Below are 14,512 nucleotides of genomic sequence, written 5' to 3' on the forward strand. Positions count from 1 at the left end.
ATCGTATCAATATGCGACACCGGCCTTTGCACGGCAAGGGCAAAGTCGGCGACAAGGAGTGAACAATGAGCATGATTCAACAACGCGCCCCGCTCTCGAACGACGAGGAGTACAGATACGCCAAGCTGGCGATGGAATGGTATGGCTGGGGCTCGCCCATCGGCCTCGGCATTCTGCTGGTGGCGCTTGCCGCCGCGGCCGTGCTGGTGCGCGTCGCCGTGTACGGACTGTAGCGAGTCGGCATTTCGGCAAAAGGCGCGCCAAGGCGGCGCCGGTTGCCTTTCCCGGCGCCGGCGCCGCTGCCTTTCGCCGTTCAGACCGTGATAACCTTGCTGAGATGATCCCCCAGCCGGCAGGCGAGCGCGGTGATGGTGGTCGTCGGATTACACTGTCCGGAGGTGCAGAACACCGAGGAGCCGCCGACATAGAGGTTGTCCATGCCATGCACCTTGCAGTTGGCGTCGACGACGCTCTTCAGGACATCGGTGCCCATGCGGGTGCCGCCCATGTGGTGGTGACCGGCCGTCTCCTCATTCGTCGGGTAGTCGCCGCCATTGCTGATCCAGTCGGCGATGCGCACACGGCCGAGATTCTTCTGCGCCAATGTGGTGCCGAAAAGCCTCAGGCCTTCGAGCAGCGTGCGGCGCTCGAGCGGCGACTTCTGCCAGTGCAATTCGATGCGCGGCACGCCGGCGTGGTCGACATCGGTCTTCGACAGCTCGATCTGGTTCGAGGCGAGCGGCGCCTGTTCCCAGGCGACGTAGAGCTGGGCGGCGCAACGCAGGCGCTGGCTGAGCTGGTCGGACATCCATTCCGCCATGGCGGGCGCGGTACAGGCCAGGTCCGCGATCAGCCGCTTGACGTGCGGGTAAGGCATCTCGATCAGCCTGACGCCGAAATTCAGGATCCGCAGACGCTCCATCGCGGCGAGCGTCGGCGAGAAGAAGGCTTCGTTTGAGGCGTCGACCTCGAACTTGTCGTAGCTGGCAAGGATGGCATTGCCGCCCTCGAAGGTCGGGTGCTCCATCCAGTAGCGGCCGAGCGCGGCGGCGTTCGGCACGACGCCGCCATTCGAGCGCTGGTTCGACCACAGAAGCAGCCTGGAATTCTCCAGCCCGCCGGTGCAGGTGATGAAATAATCCGCCGCGAAGGCGCCGGCATCCTGGCCGTTCGACCACAATCTGGCGCCGGTGACGCGCCTGCCGTCGCCGGCGAGCTCGGTCGCGTAGGTGTTGAGCACGACGGCGATGTTCCTGCTCCGGTCGAGCTCGTCGGCGAATTTCTCGCCGAAGCGCACGGCGCCGCTCTTGATCAGCTGCACCCAGCGTATGTCGTCCGAAATCGGCACATCCGGCCGGAAATCGGGCAGTTCGAGAATGTCACGGACCTCGGACAGATGGGGTTCGATATCGGCGCGGCTGATCGGCCAGGCGGTGTCCGGCGCCCAGGCCTTCGGCTCGAAGTCCTGCTTGTCGAGCACGCGGCACCAGCCTGCCCAGTGGTTGGAGGAGCCGCCCATGAAGCGCAGCCTGGTGATGTCGAGGTCGAAATAGTAGTCGCCGACCGTGGTGCCGCGATAGAAATCCTGCGACTCGTCGCTGAATTCGCGCGAGCCGGCCTCAAGGATAACCACCGGGATGCCGGCGGCGCCAAGTTTCCTGGCGATCGTGGTGCCGGCGGGGCCGGAGCCGAGGATGCAGACCTTGGGCTTGAAGCTCGCCTGCTTGTAAGCCTCGTAGCTGTCGAAGATCATGCAAGATCGCTCCGCCTCAGGATCCAGCCATTGACCTCCACGATCTCGTCAGGGTCGAACCCGTTTGGCTCAGGGACGGCGGACTGGTTGCGGAACAGCGACAGCGCGGGCAGCGCGATCAGCGCCTGCAGCATCACGCGGCGCGACATCCTCTTTATGAAATAGCTCATGACACGTCTCTCGATAGGGGCTCGATGCGCATGCCGTTCCCAGGCGGCACACATGCCGCTCGGAAGCTAATTCCGTGCCAAGTTTAGGTGAAAACCCCGTTACAACCGCTCAATCGCCGCGGTTGAATTTGCAGAAGGTTAAGAATTGCCAACCCCGCCCGGAACCTCAGGCGGCTTCCGAAATGTCGCGATCGAGAATGGACAGGTTGCGGCCGCGATGCTTGGCCTCATAGAGCCTGCGGTCGGCGGCACGCATCAGCTCCGACACGGTGGCGCTCTCGCCACAGGTGATGCCGCCGATCGAGACGGTCAACGGCACGGTCCGCTCGTCGACGGGGCGGAAGCGGATCAGTTCGACCTCGCGGCGGATGCGCTCGGCCACGCGCCTTGCCTCCGGCTCGGTGGCGCCGATCAGGAAGGCGGCGAACTCCTCGCCGCCGATGCGGCCGAGCACATCGCCGCTGCGCACGCCGCGCTCGATGGCGCCGGCGATCAGAAGCAATGCATCGTCGCCGGTCAGGTGACCGAAGTTGTCGTTGATGGTCTTGAAGTGATCGGCATCGATGATCAGCAGGGCGCCGCGATCGGCCTTGCGCCGGGAACCGTCGAGCGCGGCAAAGAAGGTCTCGCGGTTGAGCATTCCGGTCATGTCGTCGCGGCTTGCCTTCTCCGACAGGCGCCTGTGAGCGGCGGCAAGCTGCGCATGCGCACGGGCAAGCTCGCGATGCGCGTTCTTCAAGCGGTCGCTTTGCCAGAAGGTGCCCGCGCTGGCGATCCAGGCGAGCATCAAAGGGCAAATCGTGGCCGTCAACCAGACGGTGCGGCTGACCGGAAAGCCCATCGCCGGGACCACAACCAGCGTCAGCAAGAGCGAGGCGGCGACCGAAGCGAACGCGACGACTGCGGACTTCAAAATTATGCGACTCATCGCTGTCTCCCAACGGAACGCCTCTGTGCCAGCAAGCGCTGAAGGCGACCTTTCCGGGACGGTTAAAATTTGAAGCGAGGGGCTATTTTCACCATACGCGACGCGCATAAGTTGTGGATAAAGTCGGCGTCCGCATGCCATAAGGAGGCCATGACAACGACACCCGACCCCGCCGGTTTTGCCCATGTCACGGATTGGGTGTTCGACCTCGACAACACGCTCTATCCGCACCATTCGAATCTGTTCGCGCAGATCGACGTGAAGATGACCGCCTATGTCGGCGAACTGCTGACGCTCTCGCGCGAGGAGGCGCGCAAGCTGCAGAAAGAGCTCTACCTGGAGTACGGCACGACGCTGAACGGGCTGATGACGCGCCACGGCATCGACCCCGACGACTTCCTCGAGAAGGTGCACGACATCGACTATTCCTGGCTGGTGCCCGATCCGGTGCTCGGCGCCGCGATCCGGCAGCTGCCGGGCCGCAAGTTCATCTTCACCAATGGCGACCGCAGGCATGCGGAGCGCACGGCGCGCCAGCTGGGCATATTGGACCATTTCGACGACATCTTCGACATCGTTGCGGCGGGCCTCAACCCCAAGCCGGCGCGCCAGACCTATGAGAGATTCGCCGAGCTGCATTCCGTCACCGGCCACAACGCGGTGATGTTCGAGGATCTGGCACGCAACCTCTCGGTGCCGAAATCGCTCGGCATGACGACGGTGCTGGTCGTGCCGCGCAATTTCGAGCCGACTTTCTCGGAGATCTGGGAGCGCGACCCGGCCAACGAGGACGACGTCGATTTCGTGACCGACGATCTCGCCAGTTTCCTGACGGCAATCGTCGAAGTCCCGGCCTGAACCAACCCCAGATTGCCGATACGCCGTTAGAAGGGCAGCCGCCCGCGGCCGGCAGGCGTGACTAGTCGAAGTCCGGGATCGTGCCCGGCGACAGCCCCAGTTGGCCGTTCAGGTTTTTCAGGAACCGGCACCATTCGGGCGTGTCCCGGCGCTTCCCGTTGCCGTTGCCGTCGGACGAAAACCCGTTGCCGAAGCCGCTGCCGCAATTGGCGTTGCCGTTGAAGCTGCCCGCGTTGCCATTGCCGTTGAAGCTGCCGGCATTGCCGTTGCCGTTGAAATTACCGATGTTGCCGTTGCCGTTGAAGCTGCCGCGGTTGCCGTTGCCGTTGAAATTGCCGGAGTTCCACTTGCCGTTCGAGGCGACGGCGTCGCCCAGACCGAGACCGGCAAGCGCGACATCTCGGTGGTCGATGGATCCGCGGCCGATGGGAAGATCGGCGATCCTGACCACCGTCGAGGCGTCGGCAGCCACGATCGCGGCAAGCAGCGCGCAGACCGCGAGGCCGTTGCCGTCGCGCCGCCGCGCCGGCGCCGGCTTTTCGCCACGCCGGACAGATGCGGATGGTCCGGGCCTGCCCATCAGCGGTTTCCCCGGCCGTTGAAATTGCCGTTGAACGCGCCGGCATTGCCGTTGCCGTTGAACGAGCCGCCGTTGAAGTTGCTGTTGAAGGCGCCGACATTGGTGTTGCCGTCATATTCGCCGGTGTTGCCGTTGCCGTTGAAGGCGCCGATGTTGTGGTTTCCGCTCGTCGGCGAGGTGTTCTCGTTGCCGTTGAAGGCGCCGACATTGCCGCTGCCGCTGTTGAAGGCGCCGATATTGCCGCTGCCGGTGTTCTTGTACCCGACATTGCCGCCCGAGAAGCCGAGCGGGTCCATGCCCCTGACGTTCGAACCAATATACTGGCCGTATTGACCGGCGGATTGAGCGATCCGGGACGTGCTGAAGGCCTGGCTGCCTGTCGTGCCGTCGGCCTTCGCGCCGGTCGCGCTCAGCAGGCCCAGCCATAGCACCAATAGGACGCGGGGTTTCATGAGCGAACTCCTTCCATAGCCGCGATTGAAAAGGGACTGGGACCGCCGGCGACATGTCGCGATAGCCTGGCGTGGGGGACGGGCGCGAGGCTCGGCGATCCCAGAAGCGTGAGCGTCTTTCGACGCTGGTGATCGGCGACGCCGGTGGTTGGCGACGCTATCAGGTGGCGAGGCTAGTGGTTGCCGTTGCCGTTTCCGTTGCCGTTGCCGGCGCCCCAGTTGCCGTTGCCGTTGGCATTGCCGTTGCCCAGGCCGAAGTTGGCGTTGCCGTTCAGGTTGCCGTTGCCGAGGCCGAAGTTGCCGTTGCCGTTGCCGTTGCCGTTGGCGATGCCGGCATTGAGGTTGCCGTTGAAGTTGCCGTTGAAGGCGCCCATGTTGGCATTGCCGTTTCCGTTACCGTTGCCGATACCGAAATTGCCGTTGCCGTTGAAGTTGCCGTTGAAGGCGCCGGTGTTGGCATTGCCGTTGCCGTTGCCGTTGCCGACCCCGACGTTGCCGTTGCCGTTGCCGTTCCCGCTGCCGATCGAGACAGCGGATGCCGTACCAGTCAGCGCCGACAGGACAGCCGCGGCCAGAATGATCTTCCTCATGACGTTCTCCTTGGTTTGCTTTGAACATCCCGGCCAGCACAAGATGACCGGAACCACGCAAAAAGGATGCGCGCAGAAGAGGCGGCGAAACATCGGGGCTGATCGGCAAGGTCTGCCGGTTTTTCAGCTGAGGCGCTTGTCAGGAAAAAATGAAGGCATCGGGAAAAAACTGACAGGCATGGAGGCTTATGCCGGGTGTATATTGCCGGGACATTCATGCCTTTTCTCGTTGCCCCCGAACGGCTTGCGCCCCGCGACGGCGAAGAGAACAGAAGGGGTCGATGCAGGCGGGTATCGCAACAGGCAAGGACGACAGGGCCCGGCGCCGGAGACTGGCGCGACGCCTGATTGCCGTGCAGGAGGAACAGCGCCTGCGCCTGTCGCGCGAGCTGCATGATGATCTGGGCCAGATGCTGGCGAGCGTCGCGCTGGAACTGCACAGCATCCGCGCGGACTCGGCGGAACTCGATGCCCGCCTCGCGCGCGCCGCTCAATTGATCGACCAGCTGAGCGCCCGGGTGCACGACGCCGCCTGGAGCCTGCGGCCCGCGGACCTCGATCGCCTCGGACTTCGCGCCTGCCTCGAGGATCTGGTCAGCATGCTGTGCGCTCAGCTCGGCGTCCCCGGCGACGTGGATCTCGAAGCCCTGGCGCGGCCGCTCGATCCCGAAGTCGCCCTGACGCTTTATCGCATCGCGCAGGAAGCCCTCACCAACATCGGCAAGCATGCCCGGCCGGGCCGGGTCAGCGTTACGGCCCACATATGGGACAACAAACTGCGGCTCGCGGTCGAGGACAACGGCCAAGGCTTCGACGGCACCGTCGCGCCCGGCCCCCACCATCTGGGGCTTGCGGGGATGAAGGAGCGCCTTGCCTTGATCGGAGGCGAGCTGACAGTCGAAACCGCCAAGGGCAAGGGGACCGCCATCTATGCCGATGTGCACTTGAGCGACTGAGCGCTCCGACAAATTGCCGCAGGCGCCCGATCGGGATGATCGTTTCGTCGAATCGCCATCCTGATCCAAACCTTTGTTGGAGTATGATCTTCTCCGAAAACCGGTCCCCACTTTTTGCTTTCGCTGAGCTTCGGTTCGGGATCATGCCCTAGAAGGGTCGGCGTTTCACGGGATCGCCGAACCGCTCTAAATATTTGTTTTTACGCAACTCCGGACGGAAAACCGTCACACACTTTTCCTGGAATTGCTCTAAGTGAAGCGTTCCACATCCGAAATCGTTGGCAGCGGCTTACAATCCGCGGCATGGGTCAGGCGGGGGATGGCTTACCCGTTGCGGCCGCGTTGCGGCTTTGCTGAAACAGACGGGCGTCCCGCGCCAGGCGGGGCAGTTGCCTAGACCATCAAGCACAGGGGGCCGCACTGCGTGACGGGTCCTTTGACAGACTGATGGAGGTTAAGGTGTGCTGCAGGCGCATATTCGTGGTCGACGACCATCCGATCATCCTGTCCGGCGTGGGCGCGATGATCAACAGCCAGGACGATCTGACGATCGTCGGACTGGCGGCGAATGCCGACGAGGCCCTCGAGGGCATCGGCAAGACCCTTCCCGACGTCGCCGTGGTCGACATCTCGCTGCCCGGCGTCAACGGGGTCACGTTGATCGAGCGGCTCGCCGAACGGTTCCCTGAACTCGGCTGCATTGCGCTGACGGCGCATGAGGACCCCGGCTGCCTGCGCCAGGTGCTGGCCGCCGGGGCGCGCGGTTTCGTGGTCAAACGGTCGACCGCGACGGATCTGCTGCAGGCCATCCGATGCGTGCTGGCCGGCGACAATTACGTCGATCCGGCGCTTGCCGCGCGGATCTTGAGCCCCCGCCACGGCACACAATGCGATCCAGGGAATCTCAGCCAGCGGGAGCGGTCGGTGATCCAGCTGGTCGCGCTCGGCTACAGCAACAAGGAGATATCCTCGCGGCTGAATCTCAGCATAAAGACCATCGAAACCTACCGGACCCGGGCTACCGACAAGCTGGAGCTCCACTCCCGCGCGGCCATCGTGCGCTTCGCGCAATCGAATGGCTGGCTGGCCGAGCTGGTGTAGCGGCGGTCCGCGGCTTTAGAGACGATAGAAGAGGCGGACGATGTCCCAGGCTTCGTCGGCGGTGTCGACGAAATCGATGATGTCCTGGTCTCCGGGCGAGATCGTGCCCTGCTCGGCCAGGAAATCGAGGTCGATCGCCCTTTGCCAGAACGCCTTGCCGAACAGGATCACCGGCACGCGCTCCATGCGCCCGGTCTGGATCAACGTCAGCGTCTCGAAGAATTCGTCCATCGTGCCGAAGCCGCCCGGGAACACGGCGACAGCCTTGGCGCGCATGACGAAATGCATCTTGCGGATCGCGAAATAGTGGAAGTTGAAGCAGAGCTCCGGCGTCACATAGGCGTTCGGCGCCTGCTCGTGCGGCAGCACGATGTTGAGCCCGATCGACGGCGCGCCGACATCGTCGGCGCCTCGGTTTCCCGCTTCCATGACGCCGGGGCCGCCGCCGGTGACGACGACGAATTCGCGGTAGTACGACGTGGCCGACTGCTGCGAGCAGAGCCGGGCGAACTTGCGCGCCTCCTCGTAATATTTGCTGTTCAGCTCGAGGTTCTGCTTCTGCGTCTCGTTCTTCGCCGCCCAGGCGACGCCGCCTGGCTCCGGCAGCCTGGCGCCGCCGAACAGGATGACGGTCGAGCGGATGCCGCGTTCGGCGAGGATCATCTCCGGCTTCAAGAGCTCGAGCTGGAGGCGCACCGGGCGCAATTCGCGCCGCGTCATGAAGTCGGGATCATTCCAGGCCAGGCGATAGGTCTCGGCCCGCGTCTGCGGCGTGTCCGGCACGCTTTTCGACCGCTCCAGATCCTCGTCCGAATGCGGCAGTGGCGTCCAGCCGGCCTTTTCCATGGGTGTCATCGAATCCACCGTCCTAATTCCCTTACTTGCGCCGTCCCATGACGCAGCCGCGATTGACCCTCATCAAGGCTTCACATAGGGTCCGCGCGATTTCAAAACAGGTTAAGGCGCAGCCCTTAACAGCTTTGTAATGGAGCAATTTCATGTCGAAGCCCGATCTGGCGAGCCTCGAAAACACCATCGAGAAGGCCTTCGAGGAGCGCGACACGATTTCGACCGCGACGCGCGGCGAAACGCGCGACGCCATCCAGTCGGCGCTCGACCTGCTCGATCGCGGCGTGGCCCGCGTCGCCGAGCGCCAGGACGACGGCAAATGGCATGTCAATCAGTGGCTGAAGAAGGCGGTGCTGCTCTCCTTCCGGCTGAACCCGATGGAGATCATCAAGGGCGGTCCGGGCCAGGCGGTGTGGTGGGACAAGGTGCCGTCGAAGTTCGACGGCTGGAGCGCCGTAGACTTCGAGAAGGCCGGCTTCCGCGCCGTGCCGTCCTCGGTCGTGCGCCGCTCGGCCTATGTCGCGCCGGGCGCGGTGCTGATGCCGTCCTTCGTCAATGTCGGCGCCTATGTCGACACCGGCACCATGGTCGACACCTGGGCCTCGGTCGGCTCCTGCGCGCAGATCGGCAAGAACGTGCATCTTTCGGGCGGCGTCGGCATCGGCGGCGTGCTGGAGCCGATGCAGGCCGGCCCGACCATCATCGAGGACAATTGCTTCATCGGCGCCCGCTCCGAGGTGGTCGAGGGCTGCATCGTGCGCGAAGGCTCGGTGCTCGGCATGGGCGTGTTCATCGGCCAGTCGACCAAGATCGTCGATCGCGCCACCGGCGAGGTCTTCTACGGCGAGGTGCCGGCGAATTCGGTGGTGGTCGCCGGATCGCTGCCCGGCAAGCCGCTGCCCAATGGCGAGCCGGGGCCGAGCCTCTACTGCGCCGTCATCGTCAAGCGCGTCGACGCCAGGACCCGCTCCAAGACGTCGATCAACGAATTGCTGCGCGATTGATCTTTTCTGGAAACGGACGCACCTTCCGCCGGCGCGACATTCGGTCGCGCTGATTATACCCATCATCGGCGGCATCTGGCTGTTGATCGAACTCGGCATCCTCGAGGGCACCAGAGGCGCCAATCAATACGGACCGGACCCGCTTGCCTGAAAAAGCAGACTTTATCTGGCTCTTCTTCAAAACCTCGGGCCGCGTCAGCCGCGCGGCCTATTTCCTCGGCGGGTTGCTGGTGGCGCTAGCGCAGGCTTTTCCGCTCTACCGCTTCACGCTGGTGCCGGAGGGGTCGGCCGAGAGCAACATGTGGTCATTCGTCTTCTTCCTGACCTTCCTCGCCTCGCTTTGGTCGAACATCGTGCTGGCGGTGAAGCGGCTGCACGACCTCGACAAGCCCGGCGTCGCGGCGCTGGTGCTGTTCGTGCCCGTCGTATCGATCGTCGCCTTCCTGGTGCTCTGCCTGTTTCCGGGACAGCCCGGATCCAATCGCTACGGCAGCCGCACGAATGCGCCTGCCGACCGCTGAACAGCCGCCATGCGCTACCGCACGCTCGACCCGAAGCTGATCATCGAGACCGCCGAAAGGCTTGAGGAGCGGGTCGCCGAGCGCTTCCCGGACGCCGGCCTGCGCGGCGTGGCCGCCGAGCTGGTATCGCTGTCGCGCGACCTGGCGCAATCGGCCAAGGCCCTGGAGGCGCCGATCTGGTGGCTGCGCGGCGTCATCGTCGCCGCCGTCGTCGCCGGCGCGCTGGTCTTCCTGTTCGTCGGCACCATCCTGCCGCTCGGCCGCTTTTCCGGACCCGGCGACGCCGTTCAGTCGGTGCAAGGCATCGAATCCGCCCTCAACGTGCTCATCCTCGCCGTCGTCGGCTTCCTGGCGCTGATGCGGGCCGAGGAGCGCATCAAGCGCAAGAAGGTGTTCCGCGAGCTGCATGGCCTCCGGTCGCTGATCCATGTCATCGACATGCACCAGCTGACCAAGGACCCAGCGACGCTGTCGGCCAACTTCAAGCCGACCGCGCATTCGCCGGCGCGCATCACCAACGCCGCCGACCTCGCGCGCTATCTCGACTATTGCTCGGAGATGCTGTCGATCGCAGGCAAGATCGCGGCGCTGTTCGCCCAGTCGGTCAATGACGACGTGGTCGTCGACGGGGTCAACGACATCGAAAACCTGGCCTCCAACCTGTCGCGCAAGATCTGGCAGAAGATCACGCTGATCGAGGAACGCCGCTGACGGCATCCGGGCGCAAGCCTGGCGGGCCGCGCTTTTCCGCTTCCGCCTGACGCACCAGCGCCGCGACGCGCCTGGTCAGGGGCACGGGCACGCCGGTCTTTTCAGCGAGCCGCAGGATCGCGCCCTGCAGTTCGTCGATCTCCGTCGGCCGGCCGCGCTTCAGATCGTCCCACATCGAGGCCCGCGCCCTGGGGTCGATGGCCAGCAGCCGACGCGCCAGGAGACCGAACAGCCAGTCCGGCAGTCCGAGCACCTTCGGCAGCAGCCATGGCGGCGGGCCAGCGATACGCGCCGGCTCGATGCGCGCGGCCTTCATGGCTGCCAGCGCCTCTTCGATCTGGCCCGCCAGGATGACCCGCCAGTTACGGTCGGCCAGCTCGGTCGCCAGCGGCAGGTTGGACAACGCCACCAGCGCATTGTTGAGATTCATCAAGAGCTTGCTCCACTGCACCGCCTTCATGTCGGCGTGGGTTTCAACGCCGAGTCCTTCGACATCGAGCAGTGCGGCAAGGCCGGACACGGCATCCTCGATCATCACCATGCCGTCGCTGGCGCGGCGCACACTGAACGGCACCTCGCCGTCCGGCGATTGCACGACATTGAACGCCACCATGCCGGCGAGCACGCGATGCGCCGGAAGCGCGGCGCGCAGCTTGTCCGGATTGTCGACGCCATTCTGCAGGCTGACCACGATGGCATCGGGGCGGGCATGGGTCGCAATGAGCGTCGCCATCTCCCCGGTCGCGCCGCTCTTTACCGTCACCAGAATGATGTCCGCGTTGCGCAGCGCCATCACGGGATCATCGGTGACGGCAAGCGCCTGAGGCCCGATGCCGCGGTCGCGGCCGTCGAGATCGCTGACCCGCAGCCCGTCCTTGCGCATGGCCTCGACGATGCGGCCACGGCCCAGGAAGACCACCTTTCGCCCGGCGAGCGCCAAGCAGCCGCCGACATAGCAGCCGATGCTGCCGGCACCGGCGACGGCGATGGTTTTGTCTGCATTGGCCATGCGATCGTCCCGACTTGGCTCGCAACTATACGACATGAAAACCATAATGTCGGCGGCGTGTTCGCCCACCATGTCCGGCCGTGACAGGCCCGTTGCTTTCGACTATCGCTTTGCCCATGAAATTGCCGACCGATCCCGCCCAGAACCTTGCCGCCCTGATCCGCTGCCCTTCCGTGACGCCCGCCGAGGGCGGCGCGCTGCAGGCACTGGAAGACATGCTGAAGCCGCTCGGCTTCTCGGTCGAGCGGCCGGTGTTCTCGGAGGATGGCACGCCGGACATCGAGAACCTCTATGCGCGGCGATCGGGCAATGGCCCGCATCTGATGTTTGCCGGCCATACCGACGTCGTGCCGGTCGGAGATGACGCGGCCTGGACGCATCCGCCCTTTGCCGCCGAGATCGCCAATGGCGAGATGTATGGCCGCGGCGCCGTCGACATGAAGGGCGGCATCGCCTGCTTCATTGCCGCGGTGGCGCGCCATATCGAGAAGAATGGCGGTCCCAAGGGCTCGGTCTCGCTGCTGATCACCGGCGACGAGGAAGGACCGGCCATCAACGGGACGGTAAAGCTGCTCGACTGGGCGGCCGCCCAGGGCGAGAAATGGGACGCCTCGATCGTCGGCGAGCCGACCAATCCGGACGCGCTCGGCGACATGGTCAAGATCGGCCGGCGCGGTTCGCTCTCCGGCAGCGTCGTCGTCAACGGACGCCAGGGCCATGCCGCCTATCCGCAGCTTGCCGACAACCCGGTGCGCGGTCTCATCAGCCTGGTTGACGCGTTGCTCCATCCGGTGTTCGACAAGGGAACGAAGGATTTCCAGCCGACCAATCTTGAAGTGACATCGATCGATGTCGGCAACCCGGCGACCAATGTCATCCCGGCCAAGGCGACGGCCACCTTCAACATCCGCTTCAACGACACGTGGGATGCCGAGACCATCCAGGCCGAGATCCACAACCGGCTTGACCAGGCGGCCGGCCGCAAGAAATACCGGCCCGGCAAGACGACCGCGGTCGACTACGAGCTTGTCTGGCGTGACCGGCCGAGCCATGTCTTTCTCACCCGCGACGACAAGCTGATCGACACGCTGAGCGCATCGGTTGCAGCGGTGGTCGGCAGGACGCCGGCGCTCTCGACCTCCGGCGGCACGTCGGATGCGCGCTTCATCAAGGATTTTTGCCCGGTGGTCGAGTTCGGGTTGGTCGGCAAGACAATGCACATGGTGGATGAACGCGTGGCGGTCGCCGATCTCGAGACGCTGACGCGCATCTACGAGCGTTTTATCGAGGACTGGTTCGGAAAAGGTCTCACGTGACCATGCTTTCCGCGGACGAAACCTTCGCTTCGCTGGCCGGGGCCTGGCGGCTGATGTTCGGCAAGGCCGACGGTCTGCGCATGCTCGACCTTTCGGCGGACGGTTTCTGGAACTCCTTCTTCGCCATAGTCGTGGCACTGCCGGCGCTGATCGTCGGCTGGGTCGGCATCGCCAACGAGATCGGCGATCCGAACGCATTCGCCGGGCGGCTCAGCATGCTGATCCGGCTGGCAACCGTCGACATCGGCTCCTGGGTGCTGCCGCTGGTTGCGCTGGCGCTGGTGGCGCCGCGCGCCGGCATCGGCGGACGCTTCGTCCACTATGTCGTCGCCTCCAACTGGGCCTCCGCGATCATCGCCTGGCTGATGCTGCCATCGGCGCTGCTGAGGCTGTTCCTGTCCCCGACCGACGAGATCAGCGGGCTGGTCTCGCTCATTCTGTTCGCGCTGTCGATGGTGCTGACCTGGCGCATGACCAACGCGACGATCGGCAAGGGCGCCGCCGTCGGCACCGCGGTGTTTGCCGGCATGTTCGTGGCCTCGCTGCTGGTCCTGTTCGGGCTGCAGGCGCTGCTCGGCATCGACATCCCGGACGGTGCGAGGGGCTAGGTGTCGGATCGGGAGCGGCGGTCTTCCAAGCCGTCGCCGGAGCAGGTATGATATTTTCATACCGACTTCCGAGGAGGAAGCACATATCCGCCACCGAAAAACGCACATTCAGCCTGCCGGCGGAGCAAGCCGCCTTTATCGATCAACTAGTTCAGTCGGGCGTCGCAGGTCGCCTTCATCGTAGAGCCCAAGCGCGTGGTGATTTTGCGCCTGTTCTACGGCGGCGCGAATTGGTCTGACGATTTGGCCGTGAGCGACGCTGACTGATCGGACTGCCCCACGGATTGCGGATAATCGACGCCGACAAGAAACAGCCCGTCCGGCGGCGCAACCTGTCCGCAGGCGGCGCGGTCGCGCGCTTCGAGCGCCGCCTTGAGATCGGCGGCGCTCCAGGAGCCGTCGCCGACGCGCCGCAAGGAGCCGACCATCGAGCGCACCTGATTGTGCAGGAAGGAGCGCGCGGAGGTGCGAATCTCGATCAGGTCGCCAACGCGGCTAACGTCAAGCTGCGCAAGCGTGCGGACCGGGCTTTCGGCCTGGCACTGGGTGGAGCGGAAGGTGGTGAAGTCATGCTTGCCGAGCAGCACCTTCGCCGCCTCGTGCATGGCCTCGGCATCGAGGCGCTTCGGCACCCACCAGACCTTGCCCCTTTCCAGCGCCGACGGCGCGCGGCGGTTGAGGATGCGGTAGAGGTAGTGGCGGCCGGTGGCCGAGAAGCGCGCGTCGAAATCGTCGGCGACGACCGCCGCCTTCAAGATGGCGACGCGCGCGCCGGCCGCCTGCAGATGGGCGTTGACGGCATCACGCACCTTGTCGCCCGGCCATTCCTTGCCGAGATCGACATGCGCCACCTGCGCGGTGGCATGCACGCCGGCATCGGTGCGGCCGGCGGCACGTATTCTTACCTCTTCGCCGCAGAATTTTTCGATCGCCTGCTCGATTGCCTGCTGCACCGATAGCTGGTCTGCCTGGTGCTGCCAGCCGGCGAACTGGCTGCCGTCATATTCGATGTCGAGCCGAAAACGCGGCATGTTCACACGACCGCCCGCGATCGCGACGAGGCCCTTTTTCGATTGAGCATGATCTTTCCCGAAACCGGTTCCCAC

General features: G+C 64.7%; 18 protein-coding genes. 9 read left to right on the forward strand and 9 right to left on the reverse strand.

What is annotated here, in order from left to right:
• Nucleotides 1–65 precede the first annotated feature (65 nt).
• Nucleotides 66–233, forward strand: a complete 168-nt coding sequence (locus EN874_RS33685) for a hypothetical protein (protein WP_168247430.1) — start codon at nt 66–68, stop codon at nt 231–233.
• Between the two features lie 80 nt (nt 234–313).
• On the opposite strand, the gene EN874_RS11830 is transcribed toward EN874_RS33685, so the two are convergent.
• From EN874_RS11830 to EN874_RS11835, 3 genes are all read right to left on the reverse strand, one after another.
• Nucleotides 314–1,753: a GMC family oxidoreductase gene (locus tag EN874_RS11830; RefSeq protein WP_127424908.1), complete on the reverse strand. Its 1,440-nt coding sequence runs from the start codon at nt 1,751–1,753 to the stop codon at nt 314–316.
• Nucleotides 1,750–1,923 (reverse strand): hypothetical protein, encoded by a 174-nt coding sequence (locus EN874_RS33690; RefSeq protein ID WP_168247429.1) that lies wholly within the window; start codon nt 1,921–1,923, stop codon nt 1,750–1,752. Before EN874_RS33690 ends, EN874_RS11830 begins: the two co-directional genes overlap by 4 nt.
• A 166-nt stretch (nt 1,924–2,089) precedes the next feature.
• A complete protein-coding gene (locus tag EN874_RS11835) occupies nt 2,090–2,851 on the reverse strand; it encodes a GGDEF domain-containing protein (RefSeq protein ID WP_127424909.1) in 762 nt (253 codons plus the stop codon).
• A gap of 150 nt (nt 2,852–3,001) precedes the next feature.
• Between EN874_RS11835 and EN874_RS11840 the strand changes: the two genes are divergently transcribed.
• A complete protein-coding gene (locus EN874_RS11840; protein ID WP_127424910.1) occupies nt 3,002–3,709 on the forward strand; it encodes a pyrimidine 5'-nucleotidase in 708 nt (235 codons plus the stop codon).
• A 61-nt stretch (nt 3,710–3,770) separates the two neighbouring features.
• Here the strand turns inward: EN874_RS11840 and EN874_RS11845 are convergent, their stop codons facing one another.
• The 3 genes from EN874_RS11845 to EN874_RS11855 form a co-directional block, all read right to left on the reverse strand.
• Nucleotides 3,771–4,289 carry a hypothetical protein gene (locus tag EN874_RS11845; protein ID WP_127424911.1) on the reverse strand — a complete coding sequence of 173 codons (519 nt, stop codon included), beginning with the start codon at nt 4,287–4,289 and terminating at the stop codon, nt 3,771–3,773.
• Entirely contained in the window at nt 4,289–4,741 is a 453-nt protein-coding gene (locus EN874_RS11850; protein ID WP_127424912.1) for a hypothetical protein, read from the reverse strand. Before EN874_RS11850 ends, EN874_RS11845 begins: the two co-directional genes overlap by 1 nt.
• A 173-nt stretch (nt 4,742–4,914) precedes the next feature.
• Nucleotides 4,915–5,331, reverse strand: a complete 417-nt coding sequence (locus EN874_RS11855; protein WP_189394111.1) for a hypothetical protein — start codon at nt 5,329–5,331, stop codon at nt 4,915–4,917.
• A gap of 281 nt (nt 5,332–5,612) precedes the next feature.
• Between EN874_RS11855 and EN874_RS11860 the strand changes: the two genes are divergently transcribed.
• Nucleotides 5,613–6,287: a sensor histidine kinase gene (locus EN874_RS11860; protein WP_168247428.1), complete on the forward strand. Its 675-nt coding sequence runs from the start codon at nt 5,613–5,615 to the stop codon at nt 6,285–6,287.
• A 480-nt stretch (nt 6,288–6,767) separates the two neighbouring features.
• The gene (locus EN874_RS11865) at nt 6,768–7,388 is read left to right on the forward strand and encodes a response regulator transcription factor (RefSeq protein WP_245468275.1); all 621 of its coding nucleotides are present in this window, start codon (nt 6,768–6,770) and stop codon (nt 7,386–7,388) included.
• A gap of 15 nt (nt 7,389–7,403) precedes the next feature.
• On the opposite strand, the gene EN874_RS11870 is transcribed toward EN874_RS11865, so the two are convergent.
• The gene (locus EN874_RS11870) at nt 7,404–8,243 is read right to left on the reverse strand and encodes an LOG family protein (protein WP_127424914.1); all 840 of its coding nucleotides are present in this window, start codon (nt 8,241–8,243) and stop codon (nt 7,404–7,406) included.
• Nucleotides 8,244–8,386: 143 nt separating this feature from the next.
• Here EN874_RS11870 and dapD point away from each other — a divergent pair, with 143 nt between their 5' ends.
• The 3 genes from dapD (at nt 8,387) to EN874_RS11890 (ending at nt 10,473) form a co-directional block, all read left to right on the forward strand.
• Nucleotides 8,387–9,241: a 2,3,4,5-tetrahydropyridine-2,6-dicarboxylate N-succinyltransferase gene (dapD, locus tag EN874_RS11875; RefSeq protein WP_126086605.1), complete on the forward strand. Its 855-nt coding sequence runs from the start codon at nt 8,387–8,389 to the stop codon at nt 9,239–9,241.
• A gap of 143 nt (nt 9,242–9,384) precedes the next feature.
• Complete coding sequence (locus EN874_RS11885) at nt 9,385–9,762, forward strand: DUF805 domain-containing protein (RefSeq protein WP_168247427.1); 378 nt, start codon at nt 9,385–9,387, stop codon at nt 9,760–9,762.
• Between the two features lie 9 nt (nt 9,763–9,771).
• On the forward strand, nt 9,772–10,473 hold the full coding sequence (locus EN874_RS11890; protein ID WP_127424916.1) for a hypothetical protein: 702 nt from the start codon (nt 9,772–9,774) through the stop codon (nt 10,471–10,473).
• Here EN874_RS11890 and EN874_RS11895 read toward each other — a convergent pair.
• On the reverse strand, nt 10,448–11,482 hold the full coding sequence (locus EN874_RS11895; RefSeq protein WP_127424917.1) for a 2-dehydropantoate 2-reductase: 1,035 nt from the start codon (nt 11,480–11,482) through the stop codon (nt 10,448–10,450). The genes EN874_RS11890 and EN874_RS11895 overlap by 26 nt on opposite strands.
• Before the next feature lie 116 nt (nt 11,483–11,598).
• Here EN874_RS11895 and dapE point away from each other — a divergent pair, with 116 nt between their 5' ends.
• Nucleotides 11,599–12,798 (forward strand): succinyl-diaminopimelate desuccinylase, encoded by a 1,200-nt coding sequence (gene dapE, locus EN874_RS11900; RefSeq protein ID WP_127424918.1) that lies wholly within the window; start codon nt 11,599–11,601, stop codon nt 12,796–12,798.
• Nucleotides 12,799–12,800: 2 nt separating this feature from the next.
• Entirely contained in the window at nt 12,801–13,406 is a 606-nt protein-coding gene (locus tag EN874_RS11905) for a transporter (RefSeq protein WP_126089638.1), read from the forward strand.
• Nucleotides 13,407–13,621: 215 nt separating this feature from the next.
• Here EN874_RS11905 and truA read toward each other — a convergent pair whose 3' ends face one another.
• The gene (gene truA, locus EN874_RS11920; RefSeq protein ID WP_127424919.1) at nt 13,622–14,437 is read right to left on the reverse strand and encodes a tRNA pseudouridine(38-40) synthase TruA; all 816 of its coding nucleotides are present in this window, start codon (nt 14,435–14,437) and stop codon (nt 13,622–13,624) included.
• Nucleotides 14,438–14,512 lie beyond the last annotated feature (75 nt).

The sequence above is a fragment of the Mesorhizobium sp. M1D.F.Ca.ET.231.01.1.1 genome, from assembly GCF_003999155.2.
GTDB lineage: Bacteria > Pseudomonadota > Alphaproteobacteria > Rhizobiales > Rhizobiaceae > Mesorhizobium.

Coding starts and splice junctions, on each gene's coding strand:
- EN874_RS33685 (WP_168247430.1), top strand. CDS start 66: ATGAGCATGATTCAACAACGCGCCCCGCTCTCGAACGACGAGGAGTAC.
- EN874_RS11830 (WP_127424908.1), bottom strand. CDS start 1,753: ATGATCTTCGACAGCTACGAGGCTTACAAGCAGGCGAGCTTCAAGCCC.
- EN874_RS33690 (WP_168247429.1), bottom strand. CDS start 1,923: ATGAGCTATTTCATAAAGAGGATGTCGCGCCGCGTGATGCTGCAGGCG.
- EN874_RS11835 (WP_127424909.1), bottom strand. CDS start 2,851: ATGAGTCGCATAATTTTGAAGTCCGCAGTCGTCGCGTTCGCTTCGGTC.
- EN874_RS11840 (WP_127424910.1), top strand. CDS start 3,002: ATGACAACGACACCCGACCCCGCCGGTTTTGCCCATGTCACGGATTGG.
- EN874_RS11845 (WP_127424911.1), bottom strand. CDS start 4,289: ATGGGCAGGCCCGGACCATCCGCATCTGTCCGGCGTGGCGAAAAGCCG.
- EN874_RS11850 (WP_127424912.1), bottom strand. CDS start 4,741: ATGAAACCCCGCGTCCTATTGGTGCTATGGCTGGGCCTGCTGAGCGCG.
- EN874_RS11855 (WP_189394111.1), bottom strand. CDS start 5,331: ATGAGGAAGATCATTCTGGCCGCGGCTGTCCTGTCGGCGCTGACTGGT.
- EN874_RS11860 (WP_168247428.1), top strand. CDS start 5,613: ATGCAGGCGGGTATCGCAACAGGCAAGGACGACAGGGCCCGGCGCCGG.
- EN874_RS11870 (WP_127424914.1), bottom strand. CDS start 8,243: ATGACACCCATGGAAAAGGCCGGCTGGACGCCACTGCCGCATTCGGAC.
- dapD (WP_126086605.1), top strand. CDS start 8,387: ATGTCGAAGCCCGATCTGGCGAGCCTCGAAAACACCATCGAGAAGGCC.
- EN874_RS11890 (WP_127424916.1), top strand. CDS start 9,772: ATGCGCTACCGCACGCTCGACCCGAAGCTGATCATCGAGACCGCCGAA.
- EN874_RS11895 (WP_127424917.1), bottom strand. CDS start 11,482: ATGGCCAATGCAGACAAAACCATCGCCGTCGCCGGTGCCGGCAGCATC.
- dapE (WP_127424918.1), top strand. CDS start 11,599: ATGAAATTGCCGACCGATCCCGCCCAGAACCTTGCCGCCCTGATCCGC.
- EN874_RS11905 (WP_126089638.1), top strand. CDS start 12,801: ATGCTTTCCGCGGACGAAACCTTCGCTTCGCTGGCCGGGGCCTGGCGG.
- truA (WP_127424919.1), bottom strand. CDS start 14,437: ATGCCGCGTTTTCGGCTCGACATCGAATATGACGGCAGCCAGTTCGCC.